10 protein-coding genes are annotated in these 19,669 nt (G+C 64.2%); 6 read left to right on the forward strand and 4 right to left on the reverse strand.

The genetic code is table 11. The features are described from left to right. The first annotated feature begins 77 nt into the window (after window positions 1-77). Window positions 78-1,424: a phosphomannomutase/phosphoglucomutase gene (locus TK90_RS05495; RefSeq protein WP_012982499.1), complete on the forward strand. Its 1,347-nt coding sequence runs from the start codon at window positions 78-80 to the stop codon at window positions 1,422-1,424. Window positions 1,425-1,429: 5 nt separating this feature from the next. Then, complete coding sequence (locus TK90_RS05500) at window positions 1,430-2,860, forward strand: mannose-1-phosphate guanylyltransferase/mannose-6-phosphate isomerase (RefSeq protein ID WP_012982500.1); 1,431 nt, start codon at window positions 1,430-1,432, stop codon at window positions 2,858-2,860. A 27-nt stretch (window positions 2,861-2,887) separates the two neighbouring features. On the opposite strand, the gene TK90_RS05505 is transcribed toward TK90_RS05500, so the two are convergent. After that, window positions 2,888-6,022 (reverse strand): error-prone DNA polymerase, encoded by a 3,135-nt coding sequence (locus TK90_RS05505; RefSeq protein ID WP_012982501.1) that lies wholly within the window; start codon window positions 6,020-6,022, stop codon window positions 2,888-2,890. A 113-nt stretch (window positions 6,023-6,135) separates the two neighbouring features. Between TK90_RS05505 and TK90_RS05510 the strand changes: the two genes are divergently transcribed. Then, complete coding sequence (locus TK90_RS05510) at window positions 6,136-6,747, forward strand: bifunctional 2-polyprenyl-6-hydroxyphenol methylase/3-demethylubiquinol 3-O-methyltransferase UbiG (protein WP_012982502.1); 612 nt, start codon at window positions 6,136-6,138, stop codon at window positions 6,745-6,747. Between the two features lie 32 nt (window positions 6,748-6,779). Here TK90_RS05510 and TK90_RS05515 read toward each other — a convergent pair. From TK90_RS05515 to TK90_RS05530, 3 genes are all read right to left on the reverse strand, one after another. Then, window positions 6,780-7,951, reverse strand: a protein-coding gene (locus TK90_RS05515) for an IS3 family transposase (RefSeq protein WP_148216244.1) whose coding sequence is annotated in 2 segments (ribosomal slippage) — window positions 6,780-7,693 and window positions 7,693-7,951 — 1,173 coding nt in all. Because the reading frame shifts where the segments join, the coding sequence is not laid out codon by codon here. Window positions 7,952-8,500: 549 nt separating this feature from the next. Then, window positions 8,501-10,792, reverse strand: coding sequence for an EAL domain-containing protein (locus tag TK90_RS05525; RefSeq protein ID WP_041444204.1), 2,292 nt, complete (start codon window positions 10,790-10,792; stop codon window positions 8,501-8,503). A gap of 529 nt (window positions 10,793-11,321) precedes the next feature. Beyond that, complete coding sequence (locus tag TK90_RS05530) at window positions 11,322-12,479, reverse strand: hypothetical protein (protein WP_012982504.1); 1,158 nt, start codon at window positions 12,477-12,479, stop codon at window positions 11,322-11,324. 860 nt (window positions 12,480-13,339) lie between these two features. Between TK90_RS05530 and TK90_RS15355 the strand changes: the two genes are divergently transcribed. From TK90_RS15355 to TK90_RS15360, 3 genes are all read left to right on the forward strand, one after another. Then, the gene (locus TK90_RS15355; RefSeq protein WP_231291122.1) at window positions 13,340-13,837 is read left to right on the forward strand and encodes a hypothetical protein; all 498 of its coding nucleotides are present in this window, start codon (window positions 13,340-13,342) and stop codon (window positions 13,835-13,837) included. A 634-nt stretch (window positions 13,838-14,471) separates the two neighbouring features. Further along, window positions 14,472-16,496 carry a hypothetical protein gene (locus tag TK90_RS05545; RefSeq protein ID WP_012982506.1) on the forward strand — a complete coding sequence of 675 codons (2,025 nt, stop codon included), beginning with the start codon at window positions 14,472-14,474 and terminating at the stop codon, window positions 16,494-16,496. Continuing rightward, the gene (locus tag TK90_RS15360; protein WP_012982507.1) at window positions 16,496-19,657 is read left to right on the forward strand and encodes a site-specific integrase; all 3,162 of its coding nucleotides are present in this window, start codon (window positions 16,496-16,498) and stop codon (window positions 19,655-19,657) included. The genes TK90_RS05545 and TK90_RS15360 overlap by 1 nt, the downstream gene beginning before the upstream one ends. Window positions 19,658-19,669: the final 12 nt, after the last annotated feature.

The raw sequence follows: 19,669 nt of genomic DNA on the forward strand, positions 1-19,669 counted from the left end.
CTGCTATGTATCATGAGGAGAAAGGATTGCGCGCTGCCGGCGGGGCCGGGAGTCGGAGGGGGCCGGAAGGGAACTGCATGAAGATCGATTGTTTCAAGGCGTATGACGTACGCGGCCGCGTGCCGGATCAACTCAACCCCGAGGTGGTATACGCCATCGGACGCGCCTTTGCCGAAGAGGTCCGTCCTGGCCGCACGGTAGTGGGGCACGATATCCGCCTGTCCAGCCCGGCACTGGCCCAGGCCCTGACCGAAGGACTGACCGCTGGCGGCAGCGATGTGGCCGACATCGGCCTGTGCGGGACCGAAGAGGTCTACTTTGCGACTGCGCACTACGGGGCCGGCGGCGGGGTGATGGTTACCGCCAGCCACAATCCGCTGGATTACAACGGACTCAAGCTCGTGCGCAGCGAGGCACGTCCGATCAGTGGCGACTCCGGGCTGCAGGCGATCCGGGCATGCGCGGAGCGCGGCGACTTCCGCCCCATGCCGCAGGGCCAGGTGCATCCGCTGGACCACCGGCCGGACTACATTGCCAGACTGCTCGCATCGGTCGACCGCGAGGCCCTGCCGAAGCTGCGCGTAGTCGTGAACCCGGGCAATGGTGGTGCGGGCCCGGTGCTGGAGGCACTGGAACCGCATCTGCCGTTCGAGCTGATCCACGTGAATTTCGAGCCGGACGGACATTTCCCCAATGGCATCCCCAACCCGCTGTTGCCGCAGAACCGCGCGGCGACGGCGGATGCCGTGCGCCGGCATGGGGCGGATCTGGGGGTGGCCTGGGATGGCGATTTCGACCGCTGCTTCTTCTTCGATGCGGCGGGGAATTTCATCGAGGGTTACTACATCGTGGGGCTTCTGGCGCAGGCCTGTCTGGAAGCCGGACAACCCGGCGAGCGGATCGTCCACGATCCACGCCTGACCTGGAACACCATCGAGATGGTGCGAGCCGCGGGTGGCGAGCCGATACAGTCGAAAACCGGGCATGCGTTCATGAAGGAGCGGCTGCGTCATGAGGATGCCATCTACGGCGGCGAGATGAGTGCCCACCACTACTTCCGCGACTTCTACTACTGCGACAGCGGGATGCTGCCCTGGCTGCGAGTGGCCGAACTGATGGGGCGGCGTGGCCAGCCGCTGGGCGACATGGTGGCGGAGCGCATGGCCCGCTACCCCTGCAGCGGCGAGCTGAACTTCGAGGTCGCGGATGTTGCGATGGCCACCGACCGCGTACTGAAGGCCTTTGCCGGGCAGGGCGGGGTGGAGGATCGGACCGATGGGGTCAGCCTCGAATTCTCGGACTGGCGCTTTAACCTGCGCAGCTCCAATACCGAGCCGCTGCTGCGGCTGAACGTCGAGACCCGTGCCGATCCAGCCCTGCTGGAGCGCCGCGTGGAAGAGCTTTCCCGCCTGATACGGGGATAACAACGATGGCGCCTGCCGATATCCAGAACCAACTGCAGCCGGTGATCCTGGCGGGCGGGACCGGCACGCGGCTGTGGCCGGTGTCGCGCAGCCACTACCCCAAGCAGTTCCTGCCCCTGACCGGCGACCAGACACTGCTGCAGCAGACCGTCACCCGACTGGAGGGCCTGCACACGGCGCCACCGCTGGTGCTGGCCAACGTCGAGCATCGCTTTCTGGCCGCCGAACAACTGCGGGCGATTGGTGTCGAGCAGGCGCGCATCCTGCTGGAGCCGGAGGGGCGCAACACGGCCCCGGCAATTGCCCTGGCGGCACTGCAGGCCCGGGCAGAGGGGCGTGACCCTTTGCTGCTGGTCCTGGCCGCCGATCACCACATCGGCGATGGCGATGCCTTCCAGGCTGCCGTGGGCCGCACCGTGGCGCTGGCGGAGGCCGGCTATCTGGTCACCTTCGGGATCGTGCCCGTGACGCCCGAGACCGGCTACGGCTATATCCAGCAGGGCGAGTCGCTGGGCGAGGCCGGTGCGCGGGTCGCGCGTTTTGTCGAAAAGCCCGATGCCGCCACCGCAAGCGAGTACCTGAGCCAGGGGGGCTATCTCTGGAACAGCGGCATGTTCGTGTTCCGCGCCTCGCAGTATCTGCAGGAGCTGGAGCGCTTCGAGCCCGAGATCGTGACGGCCTGTCAGTCCGCGCTGGAGGGCGCGCGCGAGGACCTCGATTTCCTGCGCGTGGACCCGGAGTCGTTTGCCCGGGCCCCGAACATCTCGGTGGACTATGCCGTAATGGAGCGCACCGACCGCGCGGCGGTTACGCCCCTGGCTGCGGGCTGGAGTGACATTGGCTCCTGGTCCGCGCTGGCCGGGGTACGCGGCACCGACGAGCAGGGCAATACCCTGCGCGGCGATTGCCTGCTGGAGGACAGCGAGGGCTGTGTGGTCGATGCCGATGGCCTGCTGGTCGCGGGGATCGGCTTGCGCAACCTCGCGGTGGTCGCCACGCGTGATGCGGTACTGGTGGCGGACCGTGATCGCGTGCAGGACGTCAAGCGCATCGTCGAGCGGCTGAAATCGGACAACCGCAGCGAGCATGTGGACCACCCGGCGGTGTATCGCCCCTGGGGCTGCTACGAGTGTGTGGACGTCGGGCGGCGCTATCAGGTCAAGCGCATTACCGTGAAACCCGGGGCGAAGCTCTCGCTGCAGATGCATCACCACCGCGCGGAGCACTGGGTGGTCGTCAGCGGCACCGCGCGAGTGCGCAACGGCGAAGAGACCTATCTGGTAACGGAGAACCAGTCCACCTATGTGCCGATCGGGCAGATCCACTCGCTGGAAAACCCGGGCGCGATCCCGCTGGAGCTGATCGAGATCCAGTCCGGCAGCTATCTGGGCGAGGACGACATCGTGCGGCTGGAGGACCTCTACGGCCGCGTCTGAATACCGCCCGAGAGGCGATCCCTCGAGCTAGCCGAAGTCGCGGGAGCGGGTGGTCAGCTCGCCCAGCCAGTCGCTGCGGTCGATCAGGCGCTGCACGATCAAGTGGCCGACCCCCTCGCTGTACTGCCACTCGCCGTGGGCCTCCAGCAGGCGGCCGTGCAGGACCTCGGCGCGAAAGCGCTCCACCCGGTCCGGCCAGACGATCAGGTTCAGCGTGCCGCTTTCGTCCTCCAGTGTCAGGAATACCGTGCCATGGGCCGAGCCGGGCCGCTGGCGGGTGATCACGAGGCCGGCATAGCGGGCGCCGGGGTGCCCGGGGCGTTCCAGTAGCCGGGCGGCGGTGGGTAAACGTCTTTGCTCCAGGAACGGGCGCATCAGCGCCAGCGGGTGCGGGCCCAGGCTCAGGCCCTGGGTGGCATAGTCCTGCACCAGGTCGTCCACCGCATCCGGGCCCGGCAGCAGCGGGGTTACGTCGGCCTCGCGCACCGTCTCGGCCGGGGCGTCGGCGAACAGGGGCAGGGGTTCCTCCACCGCCTCGGTCGCCCAGCGCGCCTGGTGGCGGTTGCCGGCCAGCCCCTTCAGGGCGTCGGCGCGGGCCAGGCGGTTGGCCTGGGCGCGGGTGAGTGCAGCGCGGGCGACCAGATCCGGTACGTCCGCGAACGGGCGTTCGGCGCGCGCGGCGACGACACGCTCGGCCACGGCCTGCGCGAGCCCGCCGACCCGGTTCAGGCCCAGGCGCAGGGCCAGCGCGTCGCTTCCGGCTACGGGCTCCACCGTGCAGTCCCAGTCACTGCAGCGCACATCCACCGGGCGCACCTCCACGCCGTGGCGGCGCGCATCGGCGACGATCTGCGCCGGGGCGTAGAAGCCCATCGGCTGGCTGTTCAGCAGGGCGCAGGCGAAGATCGCCGGTTCATGGCACTTGAGCCAGGACGAGACCCAGGTGATCAGCGCAAAGCTGGCCGAGTGGGACTCGGGAAAGCCGTACTCGCCAAAGCCGAGGATCTGCTTGTACAGCTGCTCGGCGAATTTCTCCGGATAGCCGCGTTGCCGCATCCCGTCCATCAAGCGTTCGCGGTAGCGCGCGAGCTGGCCGGTGCGGCGCCAGGCCCCGATCGCGCGGCGCAGCCCGTCCGCCTCGCCAGCGGAGAAGCCGGCCGCGACCATCGCCAGCTCGATCACCTGTTCCTGGAAGATCGGCACGCCCAGGGTGCGCCCGAGTACGCGCTTCACCTCTGCGTTCGGGTAGCTTACCCGCTCCGGGTGGGCGCGGCGCTTCAGGTACGGGTGCACCATCTCGCCCTGGATCGGGCCGGGGCGCACGATGGCGATCTCGATCACCAGGTCGTAGAAGTTTGCCGGTTTCAGGCGGGGCAGCATGCTCATCTGCGCGCGCGACTCGATCTGGAATATGCCCAGGGTGTCGGCCTTCTGCAGCATGCGATAGACCGCCGGGTCCTCGGCGGGGACGTCGGCCAGGCCCCAGTCGCGGCCCCGGTGCTGGGCCATTAGCTCCAGCGCGCGGCGCACGCAGGAGAGCATGCCCAGTGCCAGCACGTCGATCTTCAACAGGCCCACGGCATCCAGGTCGTCCTTGTCCCACTGGATCACCGAGCGCTCCGGCATTGCCGCGTTCTCGATCGGCACCAGCTCGTCCAGCCGGCCCTCGGCGATCACGAAGCCGCCGGTGTGCTGCGACAGGTGGCGGGGAAAGCCCAGCAGCTCGGCGGTCAGGGCCTGCCACTGCCGGGCCAGGGCGCCATCCGGGTCCAGCCCGACCTCGCGCAGCCGCTCGGCGGGGATGCCGTCGTCCCACCAGGCGAGGTTGGCGGTCAGCGCATCCAGTCGTGCGCGCGAGATGCCCAGGGCGCGGCCGACGTCGCGCAGGGCGCTGCGGCGGCGGTAGCGGATCACGGTACAGGCCAGCGCCGCGCGCTCGCGGCCGTAGCGCTGGTAGATGTACTGGATGACCTCCTCGCGGCGCTCGTGCTCGAAGTCGACGTCGATATCCGGTGGCTCGCCGCGCTCGGCGGAGATGAAGCGCTCGAACAGCATGCTGGAGCGCGAGGGGTCCACCGCCGTAATGCCGAGGGCATAGCACACGGCAGAATTCGCCGCCGAGCCGCGCCCCTGGCACAGGATCCCGCGGCCGCGGGCAAAGCGCACGATGTCGTAGACCGTCAGAAAGTAGGGCTCGTAGCCAAGCTGCGCGATGATCCCGAGCTCGCGCTCGATCTGCTCCGTCACCTTCGGCGGGATGCCGTCGGGCCAGCGCCCCCGTGCCCCCTTGAGGGTTTCCTCGCGCAGGTAGGCGGCCGGGCTCGTGTCCCGGGGCAGGGGATCGGTCGGGTAGCGGTAGGTGACCGCATCCAGCGAAAAGTCGCAGTCCCGCGCGATCCGCACACTGGCCGCGAGCCAGGGGGCGGGATACAACGTGGCCAGGTCGTCGCGCGGGCGCAGGCAGCGCTCGCCGTTGGGGAAGCGCGCCGGGGCCGCCTCGGCGACCGTGGTGCGCTGGCGCAGAGCGGTGAGCACGTCCTGCAACGCACGCCGGCCCCGGCTGTGCATGTGCACGTCGCCGCAGGCGACGATCGGGAGTCTCGTCGCCTCGGCGAGCTGTCGTGCGCGGGTTGCGAGCGTGGCATCCTCCGGCGTACGCAACTGGCTGACCGCCAGATGGGCCTGACCCGGCGTGGCCCATCCGGCCAGCCAGCGGACGGCTTCGGCGAGCGCCGGTTCTGCGGGCTCGGGTTCGATACGCAGCAGGACGTGCCAGCCAGCCCGCGCCTCGGCGGGCAGGACGTCGAGGTCCGCCCGGGTCAGGTGGTAATGCCCCTTGTCCGCTGCCCCGCGCGCCTGAGTGATCAGGCGGCACAGCGCGGCGTAGCCCGCCGCATTGCGTACCAGCAGGGTCAGAGCGGGGCCGTCCGCGAGCTGGAAGGTCGCCCCCAGGATCAGGTGCAAGCCACATTCCTTCGCCGCCGCGTGCGCGCGCACCACGCCGGCCAGCGAGGCGATATCGGTCAGCGCCAGCGCGCGATAGCCCAGCGCCCGGGCCCGCTCCACCAGCTCCTCCGGGTGCGAAGCCCCGCGCAGGAACGAGAAGTTGCTGACCGCCATAAGCTCGGCGTACTCCGGCGGTTCGGGGGTAGTGGGATCCATATACTGTTTATATAAACAGTATTCCGGGCTGGCAAGAAACCCTGGCTTCGAGCCGGTGCGCCGGCTCCGGTATGGTAGGCCCGCTACCGGCCGATCCCAGTGACGAATCTCCTATGCGCAGCGCTATCTACAACCTGCTGATCCTGCGCCTGACCTCGCAGTGGTATGCCGAGGTCATGCGGCGGCTGCCGGAAGGGGCGGCCCTGCTGGACGTGGGCATCGGCACCGCCGGCGCGCTGCTCGCCAATGCCGAGACGGCGCGCGCGAAGGGGCTCGTCATCACGGGGATCGATATCGATGCCGACTACATCAAGCACGCCCGGCAAGCCCTGCGCGACTCGCCCCTGGCCGATTGCGCCGAGGCCTGCCTCGAGTCCATCTACGACCACACGGGCGGCCCGTACGACGCGATCTATTTCTCCGCCAGCTTCATGCTCCTGCCGGACCCCGACGGCGCGCTGCGCCACTGCCGCGGCTTGCTGAAGCCGGAGGGGAAGGTGTTTTTCACCCAGACCTTCCAGACTCGCCCCTCCCGCTGGATGGAACGCTTCAAACCCCTGCTCAGACGCATCACGACCATCGACTTCGGCCGCGTGACCTACGAAGAATCGTTTCGGGAGCAGGTGGCGAGGGCGGGGTTTGTGATCGACGAGTTCACCACGCTCGCGAGTCACGGGACGCGTGCATCCGTCCTTGCCATTGCCCGACCCGCCAGCTCCGCCTGAAAGCACGCCGGCTCGCCGCCGACGTGTAGTGGTCAAGCGATTTCGGACACCTCGATAGGAGGTTCGGCTGTCCATTTTCGCTCGTAGGCGTTGGGCGACAGGTAGCCCAAGGTCGAGTGCATTCGGCGCTCGTTGTAGAAGCCGACGATGTAGTCGGTGATGTCCCGGGTGGCCTCGCCATGGTTGGCGTAGTCCCGCCGCCAGACCCGCTCCATCTTCAGGTTCAGGAAGAAGCGCTCGGCCACCGCATTGTCCCAGCAGTTACCCCGCCGGCTCATGCTGGCCCGGGCGCCGTGCTGCGCCAGCACACGCCGCCAGGCGTCGCTGGTGTACTGACAGCCCTGGTCGGAGTGGACCAGCAGACCGGGCTCGGGTTGCCGGCTCTGCAGCGCCATGCGTAGCGCACTGCAGGCCAACTCGGCATCCAGCCTTCGGCTCATGGACCAGCCCACCACCTTGCGGTTGAACAGGTCCAGCACCGCCGCCAGATACGTCCAGCCGGTGCGGGTCCGGATGTAGGTGATATCCGTCACCCAGGCCGCGTTCGGGCGCGATGGCTGGAACTGCCGGTCCAGGTGGTTTTCCACCACCGGCGCGGTCGCATCCCGCTGGGTGGTCACGACGAACGCCCGCTTCCAGACCGGGCGCAGGCCCTGTTCCCGCATCAGACGGCGGACCCGGTAGCGGCCCACCGTCACACCGTCCGAACGCAGGGCGGCCTGCACACGGCGGCTGCCGTAGGTCCATTCCGACTGCTCGAACGCCTCCTTGACCCGTGCCTCCAGTGCACACGGCTGGCGCGGCCGCCGGCGGCGCGTCTGCGCCGCGTAGTAGCCCGACCGGTTCACCTCCAGCAGATCACACACCCGCTTCACCGGAGCCTTCTTCGCCAGCGTCGTGATGCAGCGAACCATCACAGCAGTTCCCGGGCGAAGAAGGCCGAAGCCTTTTTTAGTAGGGCCTTGTCCTCTCGCAGTCGGCGGTTCTCTTCCTCCAGCTCCCGGATCCGGCGTTGCTCCGGCGTCAGGGGGCGACCATCACCCGCCTCGCCGGATCGATCCGCCTTGAGCTGCTCGACCCAGCGCCGGACCGCCGTCTCGCCGACCCCCGTATCCCGCACCACCTGCGGCACACCCTGGCCCTCGTCCACCACCATCCGGGCAACCCGAAGCTTATACTCCGGATCAAAATTCCTGCGTCCCATATCGTCTCCTCGATCAGATCCCAATCATTCCACCGATCGAGGTGTCCACCAACATTAGACCAGCACAACGCTGGACCCTACCCACTGTAGGAGGCGAGCCCTCTCGCCGATCGGGCATATCCAGCGCCCCATCGCCCAGGGGGCTGGGCTCCTACCGGAGAAGGGGGCTTGTGCAGCATGCGGCACGCCGGTTCATTGGCGAGGCCGCGCTCTATCCACTGTAGGAGGCGAGCCCTCTCGCCGATCGGGCATATCCAGCGCCCCGTCGCCCAGGGGGCTGGGCTCCTACCGGAGAAGGGGGCTTGTGCGGCATGCGGCACGCCGGTTCATTGGCGAGGCGGGGCTCTATCCACTGTAGAAGGCGAGCCCTCTCGCCGATCGGGCATGTCCTGCGTCCCATCGCCCAGGGGGCTGGGCTCCTACAAGAAAAAGGGGTTGTGGCGGTATGTGAACAGGATGGGGTGACCTCTTCGGGTACCGCTCCGGCCTGCTTAATCCGAAGGTAGGCCCCGGGCCCTCCTGCGACTGAAGGCACCACCGCACCGTCCGCTAGAACTCGATGTCGTAGCGCAGCTCTTCATCGGGCTGGCGCAGGAAGTTGCCCTGGACCAGATCGACCTGGGATTGCCAGAGCAGGGCGAGGCCATCCACGTCCTCGACATAAGCCGCCATGGTGCGGGCGCCGCTGGCGCGGGCAATGTTCAGCAGTGGCTCCAGGCGTGCGAGCTTGTCGGCGGCATCGTGCAGGCCGTGGGTCAGAGGACGGGCGACCTTCACGTAGTCCGGTCGCAGGCTGCGCAGGAGTTGGGTCGGTTGGTCGCTGGCAAGACCGAAGTGTTCCACGGCCACTCCCACCTGGATATCGCGCAACGCCCCGGTGACCCGTTCGGCCTGCTCCGGATCCGCCACGATGTCTTCCTCCGCCAGTTGCAGCACCAGTGCCCGAGGCGGCAGGGCCGCATCAGCCAGGATGCGACCCAGCCAGCCGACCAGTTCCGGATCGCGCAGTGATCCCCGCGAGAGTTTGACGAAGAACACCGAATCGGGATGGGTGCGCAGTCGGGCCGCCAGGATGTCCACCGCGTTGGTCAGTACCCAGCGGTCCAGCGCTCGATCGAGGTCCAGATGCGCGGCCATGTTCACGAACGGGCCGGGGAGCTGGACATGCCCTTCCGGATCGCGAATCCGGAGCAGGACCTCGTAACGCTCGGCGTTATCAGAGCCGGCGATATTGGCGATGGGCTGATACACCAGAAAGAGGCGCTGCTCGTGAATCGCCCGGGTGATCACCTGGCGCCAGTGCTGCTGCTGTGCGGCACCGCACTCCGGTGTGACCAGCGCCGGATCCAGCTGGATACGGTTGCCGCCCTCTCGGCGGGCCTGCGCGCAAAGCGCCAAAGACTGATCCACCGCATCCGCCGCGGGAAGGTCGGCCAGTGCCGTGATACCGATGCTCAAACCCGGGGACGGCGCGTGGCTCGGGGCACCATGCGGCGCCGGGACCTTCGCATAAAGGGCATCACCCCAGTCCGACAGGGCTTCCGCGTCGACGCGGTTGAGCAGCACCAGGATTGCGTTCTCGCTGAATCGGGTGACGCGCTCGCCCGCGGCCAGGCCCGACGAGATTCGTCCCAGCAGACGCCGCTGAAGCAGCGAGAAACCGGCTACCCCCTGTTCCCGGATCAGACTCGAGGCCTCGTCCCATTCGATACAGGCGAGGGCGACCATCCCGGGCTGAGTCGCCAGCCCCGCGCGCCAGTGGGCGAGCAGAGGTGCCAGATCGCCGGAGCGCAGGGTGCCGGGGGCGCGCCCGGCCCGACGACGTCGGCGGCAGAGGCGCGCCTCTGCACGGACACGCGCGGGCGCCGCCTCCGGCGGTATGTGCGCAAGCCGAGGGCTCGGCTCGGCTCCAGGGCCTTCTGGTGGCGTCAGCAGAACACGCGGGATGTCGAACAGCGACGGATCCTGATCCAGGGAGCGGGACAGGGCCGCGGCCTGGTCGGCCGCGATGTCCACGTCGATCACAATGGCCTCGGGCAGGCTCTCCAGCGCTTGGCCAGGCACGTCGTCCACCGGCGAGAGACGCTGGATGTCGAGCGCCGGGGACTCCTGCAGGGCGCGGGTCGGGGAGACCGACTGCCCGGTGGTGACGAGCATGATCCGCAGCGGGTCCCACGGGCTGGAGTCCACCAGGCCCTCCAGTGTCGCGGCCATTTCGGAGGGAATCGTGGGCATGGTCAGGACCGCGTCCCAGTCGTCCAGCGTCTTCGGCTGTTCTCCACTTTGGGCTCCGTGCAGAACCAGGATGTTGGGCAGGTGGGTCTCATCGTCCGGTGTCGGCGGACCCGGTGGCGCTGACAGGACGACGCGTGCATGAGGCGTTGCCGTCGATTCGACATGAGCCGCCTCTTGCAGGTTGGCAAAGGCGTCCACGCGGAAGCCGCAGGCCACCAGTTGCAATGCCAGTTCGTCCCGCGGCGCGCCTGCGGGCCCGAGTAACTGGACCCGCAGCCGGTCGGGAACCGGAGTCGGCACACTGTCGGCCTCCGGAGCCGCCGGGTGCCCCTCCGACGCGGCGAGATCATCCGGAAGCGTCCCCTGCAGGCGCAGGATCAGAGCGCCAATGGTCTCCTGTTCGTTGGAGCTGGGAGGCAGCGGGCTCTGCAGGTGCTGGGCCACGCGCTCGTCAATGCGCCGCGCCGTGTTCAGCGCCTCCTTCAGCGCCGTCCCGGCCAGCCCTCCGGCGATCACCCGGGTCAGCGCGCGGATCTCCCCCAGGTCCACATGGCGGCAGCCCCGCTGCCGGATCATGTACCACCGGTCGGCCAGGTCGGCGACCATCCGTGGCAGGCCCCGGACAAACTCCCGGCTGGTGGTGTTATCGGATGGAGTTGGAGAGGACTTCGCCTGCGGGGTGCTGCCGGAAGCATCGGCCATGTGATTCGAAGTCCTCTTGGAATGTGTCTTGTGAACTATAGACAACCCTTCCACGCATGGTTGAGTTTTTTGGTACTGCCTCGATCCATTAGCGATCTGCGCCGGAATCCAGCCCTCAGCGAAACGGCGATACCGCCCCAAAGCGCTTGCGCCTGTGCGTCACCGAGGCTGGAGCTTACCCACTGTAGGAGGCGAGCCCTCTCGCCGATCGAGCGTATTCAGGGCCCCGTCGCCCGAAGGGCTGGGCTCCTACGGGAGGAGGGGCTGCTGCGGCATGTAAACAAGATGGATGTCCTCTTCCGATAACGCTCTTGAGCGAATCGTGCGTGTGCGCGCCCAGGGAACCGAGAAGGGCCCATTTCGGGTGTGAAATGTTTCGTTTAAGGCTCAGAAACCGCCCTTGAAAGCAAGAAAGTCCTGTTCCTACAGAGGGTTACCGTGGTCCGACCCCGTTATGAGAACTCACCTCCAGCCGCACCCAGGGAAAGCCGAGTAGGCCGGGGTATTCCTTGAGCAGCAGCTGGCCGCCCTTGTTGGCCTCGTTGTACAAGCTCCTGCCAACGCGGATTCTGTTGCGGTCCACGGCTCCATCCCAGCCTTCGAGCCACAGGTAGTAGCTGGTGTGACGGTATCCCGGCGAATAGGACTTATCCAACACTTCTACCACGTGCAGTTCCGGAGGCGAGAAGTCCAGCGTCATGTTGGCTTCCCGAGCCAGGGTGAAACTGGTGATGGACGCACCGATGAATCCCACCAGAACCAGTTCCAGCACCACCAGGTGGGTTCGGGACGTGCGCCCCATCCATGCGATGGTAAGGGCGATCAGTGCCCCCACAATCACCGCGCCGGATACCAATGCCAGTGGCACCATGGTTCCCGGCGCGACCAGACCGGGGAGCGGTACGTAGATCCGTCCCGCAAAGTGAACGACGCCGGTGATCAACAATGCCGTACTGATTCCGGTCATCAACGCCGCCTTCCACGCGAAGCGATCACCGCGTCCACGTGCAGCTTCCGGAATTTCGGCGTCCAGCGCGGCCGACAATTCGCGCAGCGTTGGCAAGAACGTCCGCATCAGCTCCGGCGCCGGGAGACTGTCGTGACCCCATAGCGAAACCACCTCCACCCAGACCTGCTGGTCGCAGACACGCAGCTGTCGGAACCGATAGCCATGAATCCGACAGAGCTCCAGGATCTGAAGCATCAAGCTCTGCGTCTTTTCACACCCCTTCAGCGCACGGCAGATGGAATCCTGATCGCTGACCAGATGAAAGGCCCGGTCAAACGCGCGGTTCCCCGTCCGGCACGCAACCGACAGGCCGATCGCCGTGAACACCACGTCCCACCACCGTCGCCGCTTGGCGCGAAACCCCACGTCCGGTGCGCGGTGGAACCCCACGCGTTCGAACGGCGCCAGGTGGCGACGGTCCCTGGAGTTATACAGCGCGTCCTCCGGCGGCCGCTCCCGGCGCTGCCCCGTCATCGGGTCCACCGGTGACAACCGAACCGGCTTCCAGCGATCCTCCAGCCGCTGTCGGTAAAACAAAATCGCCATGCCAATCAGCGTGACGATCCCCACCATCATCCACATGCGCACCTCCCCTGTGCCTGCGTTTCGCCCTGTGCTCCGCGAATTTGTGCCCGGAATCTACCGTTTAAACGATCAAGCCTTGTACCACTTGCGATCGGTGGCCATCACGACACGTTGTGATCCGAACGGCCTTCCCCTCTGATCGGACCTCATCGGCAGAAGGCAAGGTCTAATCCAGACGCCACTGGGACTGCCCAAAGTGCCGTACAAGCCCCATTTCGGGAGCGGACAATACCTCGTTTCTCGCTCACACATGGCCCTTCAAGACCTGAAAGTACCATTCCCACAGCCAGTCACCTTGGACCAAAAGTGAGTTACCGTGGTCCGACCCCGATATACCGATCTACAACGCGGCGCGCGTTCAAAAGCTCAGGCCGGTCCAAAGGGCGAGGGCGCCTGGAAGAAGATGGGTGTTCCGATAACGATCTTGAGCGAATCGCGGGTGTGTGCGCCCAAGGGACCGAGAAGGGCCCATTTCGGGTCTGAAATGCTTCGTTTAAGGCTCAGAAACCGCCCTTGAAAGCAAGAAAGTCCTGTTCCTACAGTGGGTTACCGTGGTCCGACCCCGTTATGCGCAAAGCATCGCCCGAGGGGCTGGGCTCCTGTGGGAGGAGGGGCTGCTGCGGCATGTAAACAAGATGGATGTCCCCTTCCGCCCGACTGAGCACCACCTTGACATAGTAGTCCGCGTCCTCAGGCCCTCCCTCGAAATTCCCATATTCAAGGCCTTACGAGGCATCTGAAGTCATCCCAGATCCCCTGTTGGGCTCAAAACGTCTCTAATTGTGTCTCAAGACAAGATCCCTAGTCTGTGCCGATGTGGCACTCTAGAGTGAACACCACTCAGCACAGACCACCCCATGCCACCAAGACGCAAGCCTGAATGGAAACAGGTGCCCTTCGGCAGCATCGTTGTTCCACCGAATAGCCCTCAAGCGCGACTCCCAGAAGCATCCATCAGGGTCGCGATCCAGAAGCTTTCGCCACACCTTTCGACGCTCGAGTTACTCCATCCGATAGTCGTTGACCAGACGGATATGAGCCTTTGTGGTGGTCATCGAACCTACCGAATTATCCGCGCATTGGCAGACGATCCAGGGCGTCTTACGTGGGTCGTATCGACGTCGTTCCAGAACACCGAGATGGTCGCGGTATTGGACGAATTGGTGTGTCCGCTCTTGGGCTCACCAACTGACGAAGAGACGATTTCCCGATACCTAAAGGCTGCGGATCAGAACGAGAAATGGCTGCGTTTTATGTGGGTTGATCCCACACGGGAGGGGATCGCGGATTTCTTGGGGGTAAGCAGACAGACGGTGCAGCGGGTGGTCAAAAAAGGGGGCGAAGCAGGTGGCTGAGGCCTCAATCTATTCATCGGTCTGCAAACTCCTAGGTCCCGATCTGTGCCGCTTGCAGGAGAGTTTTAAGGAAGATCTGCAATTGCCCGAAGGTTGTGAAGGGCTATTGCTGATTGCTGAAAATCTCGTCGATCTTGAGCCCAAGCTGTCCGTATTGGAGGAGGGCTGGGGACACCGAACAGAGCAGATTGTTCGATGGGCTAGAGAGGTGGACAACCTCAAAAATAACGAAATTCTCCGGGTCGGTTTCTCGGAACTCTTCTACGGGCATGTTGAGCGCGATCGTATCCGCCCACCCTTGCACGGCGTGTATACGAAACATGGTATTTGGGCCGCGATGTGGTTTCGTTTTTGGGATCCGCATTCGCGAACTGATCGGGGGGATACGTATGGTTGGTTGCAAGCTCAAGCCCTCATCGCATCGATATTAGTTCGACGGCGATTCGACCTTCCAAAAAAACTGTTGGATGATCGCCGTTGCCAGGCGGGTCGGTTGATCAGGAACCTTCATGATCAGCGTACTGAGTGGCTTCTAGACCGCTTGAAGGAGTCTTGTCAGCATCCTCGGGAGTTGATGGAATCGCTGAAATACCAAGGCGAGCAAATTGGTCCGGATTGGCAGGATCCAAGGGCAATGGAGCCGGTAAAGGGGAAACGGCGCGGTCAGTATCGATCATTGCCGGCGGATCTGAAAGCGTTCGGCGATCTGCTTTCGATTGCGTACAGATTTACGGACGATCGATCTGACGGGGACTCGAAGGCGCCTCAGAAGCGAACGCAAAATGGGCGCCTTCCAGCCCAGTTTCTGTACTCCCACCATGCGATGTACTGGTCCATCCTCAAGCGCATAGAGGATGTGCAACTGTGGAAAGAATCAGGGATCGAGCTGGGGTTCTACGTTCCGAGTGGCGAAGCTCGAAAGGAACTGCTCGATGCGGACATAGATCCTGCGGAGTTCGGGGATCCGGAAGGCGCCGCGATTGCGATTGAAGATGTACTGGGGTTCGACCCGGACATGTCGGATCTGGGTGCATTGCCCCACCTTTCGACAGTGTTCGCCAAGGCGGCGCACAGAGGCCGCCATATCGCGGTCCAAAATCAGCGACTCCGAATCGCTCGGTCGCGACCTAGGCTCCAGGAGATCAAGCGCCTCGTTAGCGGTCTGAACGATGTTTACAGGATGGCGAGCTCCAGCCGACTGCCCGACGAAATTTCCGCGTCTGAGCGCGAAAAGCTTTGTCGCACGGTGGAGTTCGCCGCGGCGTGCCTGGTCACAGGCACGCCGGCCCAGGCTGTGAGGAATGCGCGAATTCTCGTGGAGGCTGATATAGGGCAACCGCCGAGCGAACTCAATATCGACCTGGCGTCTGGAGTATGGGTTCGTAGCTACGAAGGACCGGAACGCAGGAAGGTTCGAGAGGACGTCGCGAGTGAGATGATTCCGAGCACACAAAAGGTTTTGATCCCGGATGTCTGGGGCCTTCTTCGATGGAAGAACGGGACGGCGATTGGCGAAAAGCCGTTCGCCATGCACCAACTGGATACGTACACCGACGTATGGGATCGCCGGGTTCGTCCTCTGCTCAAGCGGATGGGTGTGTCGGACCGTCACCAGACATTCGACGGTATTGCGGCAGTGTTGCCGGCCTGGTTCAGAGGCCTGGAAGAGGGAGAGCACATCAGCGCCTCGATGTTGTTCGGACAGAATGACCCGCTCGCGGCTACGCACCAGTTCTACACCGCCGTTAACCGGGAGAAGCTCGCGCAGAGGTTTCAAGAGGTCCTGGATGACCTGGGTGCCGCTATCGCACTTCCAACGGTCGATCAACGGAATGACGCTGTTCTGGCTCGATGCCCGGCGGCTTCATGTACAAAGGCGACGATTGACCCTAAAAAGAAAACCTGGGTTGGGGATGATCGGACGCCACGCATCAAGCCGATGGCCGATTTTCTGCAGGAAGTCCGCGACCGGATCGTGGCCGCGCACGTTGGATCTGCGTATACGCTCCATAACCGGCTCGCCCTTTATACGGCATTGGCGTTGGTTCTTGTAACGGGGGCCCGCGCCATCCGTACCCCCATCCCAGATCTCACTGCGATCCATGGGCCAACCCGAACGCTCTGCCTGCAAGAGAAGGACCGTGGTGACGGTTTGCACGCTCGTCTCGCTCTGATGCCGCAACGGGTGTACGACCAGGTGCAGAGTTATCTCACCTGGCTGCAACGGAGCTTTCTTTCGGGTTCGTTGGACATGCCAACGGTGCTTCAACTCAAGGCGACCAAAAGCCGGGATCGGAGCCGCTACGGGGCGGAAGGCTTTCTGCTGGACCTTAGGAAATCCCTCTATTTCTGGGAGGAGGTAGCGAGGGACGAGTGGCGTCCGGTGGAGATGACCGGGAAAAGCCTGCAACAGCAGTGCGAGCAAGTGAGCAAGAATTCGTGGCCTATTGAGAACCAGGCGCGCCATTTTCATCGGACCTATCTGACGTGGTTGGATGTGCCCTCGACGGTCATTAACACGATGATGGGGCATTGGCACTACGGCGAGGAGCCCTGGACCGCCTACTCGGCAATGGATCCGGTGCGGTTACGGAATGAAGTTGAACCGATTTTGGACCAGATGCTGGACCACCTGAAATTCGAGGTTGTCCGGATCTGATGTCTGACGCCCCGGAAACCCAGCAGGTCTGTTCGCTCTGGCGTCACCTTGTGGAGCCGATGGAAGACCTGTTAGCCCACAGGGATCATCTCTGGTGCGTTCGCGACGATCTTTCGCGGGATACCGGTTCGGAGCTTGGCAGAGTCATTTCGGCCATCGAAAAGCATCACCCGGAGGTCCTTAGGCGAGACCGGATTCTCAAGTCGGTCTGGTCCCGTGAACAGTTTGTGGCCCTGATGGACACGGTCCGTCGAGCGGCCCCGCGGGGGTCCTCTTTTCGGGCACGCTGGCGGGTAGCCGAAGTGCTCGATGCTGGTAATCGATTGGGTGTGTGGAAGATCCCACTGTATGACATTCCAGCTCCGCTCCCACCGCCCGGGAGACCGATTTTTCGCCCTGACAGCTTCGAGCGCATGGTTCAGTACGAGCCGTTGTATGCGCGTTTCGTGGATGAGGTGAGCGCTGATCTTGAGCACCTAGATGACGGGCAGCTTGGATGGGGACAGATTCTCGGCTCCCTCCTGCTGTTTGGTGGTCTGGTGCAGCCAGCGTGGCTTGACGCGGTCCCGAATTCGCTCAAACATGCGCCGGCGCACTTACATTGGCTGGATATCGAGCGGTCATTGCCCGACAACCAGCGACCGGTGATTCGTCGGCATTACCTGGATCCGATCACGCGTTCGGTGGTGATGCACTGGAGAGACGATGGTTGGCCGGAGATGCCTCCTGGTAAGGGGCGGAGCCCGGCGTTTCTCAGTCGCGTGATTGGTTCCTACTTACGGCGTTTGGACCCCAGCCTGCGGATTCCGGACAACTGGACGGAATTGCGCGACTTCGTCGAAACCCGTCTGGCCTTGTACGTCCCACCGCACCTGATGGGGTACGCCACGGGCTTTTACAACTCCGTATCGTTGTCGCCGGAAGTAATTCAGCGAATAGAGTTCCCGCCTGGTCAGGTGCCTTCGGGCGAAGGACTCGTCACTGTTGACTCTGAAGGCGTAGTGCCAGTAGGACAGTCGGCTGTTGGTGAAGATTCTGAGAGCCAGGGCAGGCCAATTGCCCCGCCGGCGGGCCCCTGGATTCGCGAATTGGGAAGTGCAATCCGTGGGGGATCGGCGGCGGACCCCAAACGTGTGGCGGCCTGGCTTGAACGCCAAGCGAATGGTGAGGGATCTGAGCCTGACTCGGTACCACCGAGTGTTGTGAAGATGGGAGAGTGGGCCCAGCGTTGGCTGTTTTCGAGCCGTGCCGGTGCCCGACCCATGAAACCCAAGACGGCCTACGATCGCTTCAATGCATTGGCCGTCCCTCTCGCTGGCTTTCTCGGCAACGAGGATCCGGCCGCGTTCGAATGCGTGGACGACTTCGTGGAGGTCTACACCGCCGTCCTTGAAACAGCCGATACTTTGTCAAAGCGCAAGCGGTTAGCCGCAGCTCTGGCGAGCTTTCATGACTTCCTGCGGAACGCGCACGGGGCACCAGATATTGCGTCGGCGGGTCTCTTCACGGTTCGCGGGCGCCAGCCCCACGCCGTCGATGCGAATTTCATCGAACCGCGCGCGTTTGAATGGGCGGTACGCTGGTTGGACTATCGTTACGCCGAGGATCCTGAGCTGCGGGAGAGCCTCGTTTTGATCGCGTGTCTCGGGTATTTCGCGGGCCTGCGGCGCTCTGAGGCGATTGGGCTGCTCATTGGTGATCTTGATGGCGAACCCGCCTGGGACTGCGTCGTGCGACCGAACCGAAATCGGGGGCTCAAAAGCTCAAGCGCGCACCGAGTCGTCCCACTGGGCGTGCTCCTGCCTGCGCGATACCTGAACCGACTGCAGAAGTGGTGGGCTGAGCGTCGAAAAACGATGCTCGCGGAAGGTGGCGATCCTGCGACGGTGCCGCTGTTCGACCGTCCCCGAAAAAAGGGAGCGGAAAACGACAATCTGCGGCGCTTCGATCGGGACCTGGAACGAGTTACCGATGCCTTAATACGGGTGACGGGAGATGGGGGGTTGCGTTATCACCACCTGCGGCACTCGTTCGCCAATCAGCTCCTGCTCGCGTTGTGGCGGCACGAGCACCGCGATGATGCGCTGGTGGTCGAACGGCTTGATCCCCTGATCGGTTTTGAAGACGTCGCGACGTTACGAACAACCCTCCTTGGCGACTCCCCGGTTCAGCGCCGCAGCCTGCGGCTGATCAGTGCCTTGATGGGGCATCTGACGACCGAGATCACGATGAATCACTACATTCATCTGACGGATCTTGTTTGGGGGCAAGCCGTGCGGGGAGCGCTTCCCCCGCTCGAATTCCATGATGTGGCTCGAATACTGGGTGTGTCTCTCAAGCATGTTCAACGAAGCGAGCGAACCTTCCAAACGGGGAACCCGGTACTTCTGCTTGAAAGGATGCTGGACCGTCATCTCGGCAGCCCTGTCCCTGCGGACGTGGATGCAGAAGAGCCCAAGCAGCTACTCCCGCCGCGTGATCCTCATGCAGCACTCCTGTCCTTGACTGACCACCTGAATCGCACTTCGCAGGACGATTCGAAAGTCGTTCATTTCGTGGGGCCTTGGCAAGGGCCCACTCTCGATGTGTTGAGGGCCTGGCTGTCGGACGTTCCGGAGCACTTTCGCAGACCTCCCACAGGGCGCCATGAACGGATCATTGCGCCACCCCGGACTCAGCAGGGGCTGGGTTTATCGAAGGAAGCGGTCCAGTTACTCCTGAGTGTGAAAGGCGCCTGGGGCAAGGAAGAACGCGCCCGCCTGCTTCGGATCTTTCTGTCAGGGAAGCTGGCGAGCGGTCCGCTCGACGTTGTCCTGGCGACCTTGCCCGCGCTGGATCTTTGGGTGCGGTTCCTCCGAGAGATCCAGCTCGATGATGCCTTCGAATACATGCATTTCTCTGGTAAGGGTGGAGGCCGAGAAACGCCGATGGGGCAGTATCAATACTGGGCGCAGCGCGCACCGGTCGCGCTCGAGTCTGGTGACGCCAATCCCGAGCCGTTCGCGGAGCATCTCCCCGAGAAACGAAGAGGCGTCGTGGTTGCCCGGCACCGACGAAGTGGCGAGGCTGGCCGGCACCGCTGGGTGTACGGGGTCTGTTGGGCACTCGTTATGCTGAAGGCGAACGACGAGCATCCAGAACTGGCACTGCTGACGCCATAGCGTGTGCTCCGG

Origin of the sequence: Thioalkalivibrio sp. K90mix (genome assembly GCF_000025545.1) — a bacterium.
In the GTDB taxonomy this organism is placed as follows: domain Bacteria; phylum Pseudomonadota; class Gammaproteobacteria; order Ectothiorhodospirales; family Ectothiorhodospiraceae; genus Thioalkalivibrio.

Bases quoted from the DNA above. Each gene is read 5' to 3' on its own strand.
- TK90_RS05495 (WP_012982499.1), top strand. From the start codon at position 78: ATGAAGATCGATTGTTTCAAGGCGTATGACGTACGCGGCCGCGTGCCG.
- TK90_RS05500 (WP_012982500.1), top strand. From the start codon at position 1,430: ATGGCGCCTGCCGATATCCAGAACCAACTGCAGCCGGTGATCCTGGCG.
- TK90_RS05505 (WP_012982501.1), bottom strand. From the start codon at position 6,022: ATGGATCCCACTACCCCCGAACCGCCGGAGTACGCCGAGCTTATGGCG.
- TK90_RS05510 (WP_012982502.1), top strand. From the start codon at position 6,136: ATGCGCAGCGCTATCTACAACCTGCTGATCCTGCGCCTGACCTCGCAG.
- TK90_RS05525 (WP_041444204.1), bottom strand. From the start codon at position 10,792: ATGGTCGCCGACCTGGCCGACCGGTGGTACATGATCCGGCAGCGGGGC.
- TK90_RS05530 (WP_012982504.1), bottom strand. From the start codon at position 12,479: ATGTGGATGATGGTGGGGATCGTCACGCTGATTGGCATGGCGATTTTG.
- TK90_RS15355 (WP_231291122.1), top strand. From the start codon at position 13,340: ATGCCACCAAGACGCAAGCCTGAATGGAAACAGGTGCCCTTCGGCAGC.
- TK90_RS05545 (WP_012982506.1), top strand. From the start codon at position 14,472: ATGGAGCCGGTAAAGGGGAAACGGCGCGGTCAGTATCGATCATTGCCG.
- TK90_RS15360 (WP_012982507.1), top strand. From the start codon at position 16,496: ATGTCTGACGCCCCGGAAACCCAGCAGGTCTGTTCGCTCTGGCGTCAC.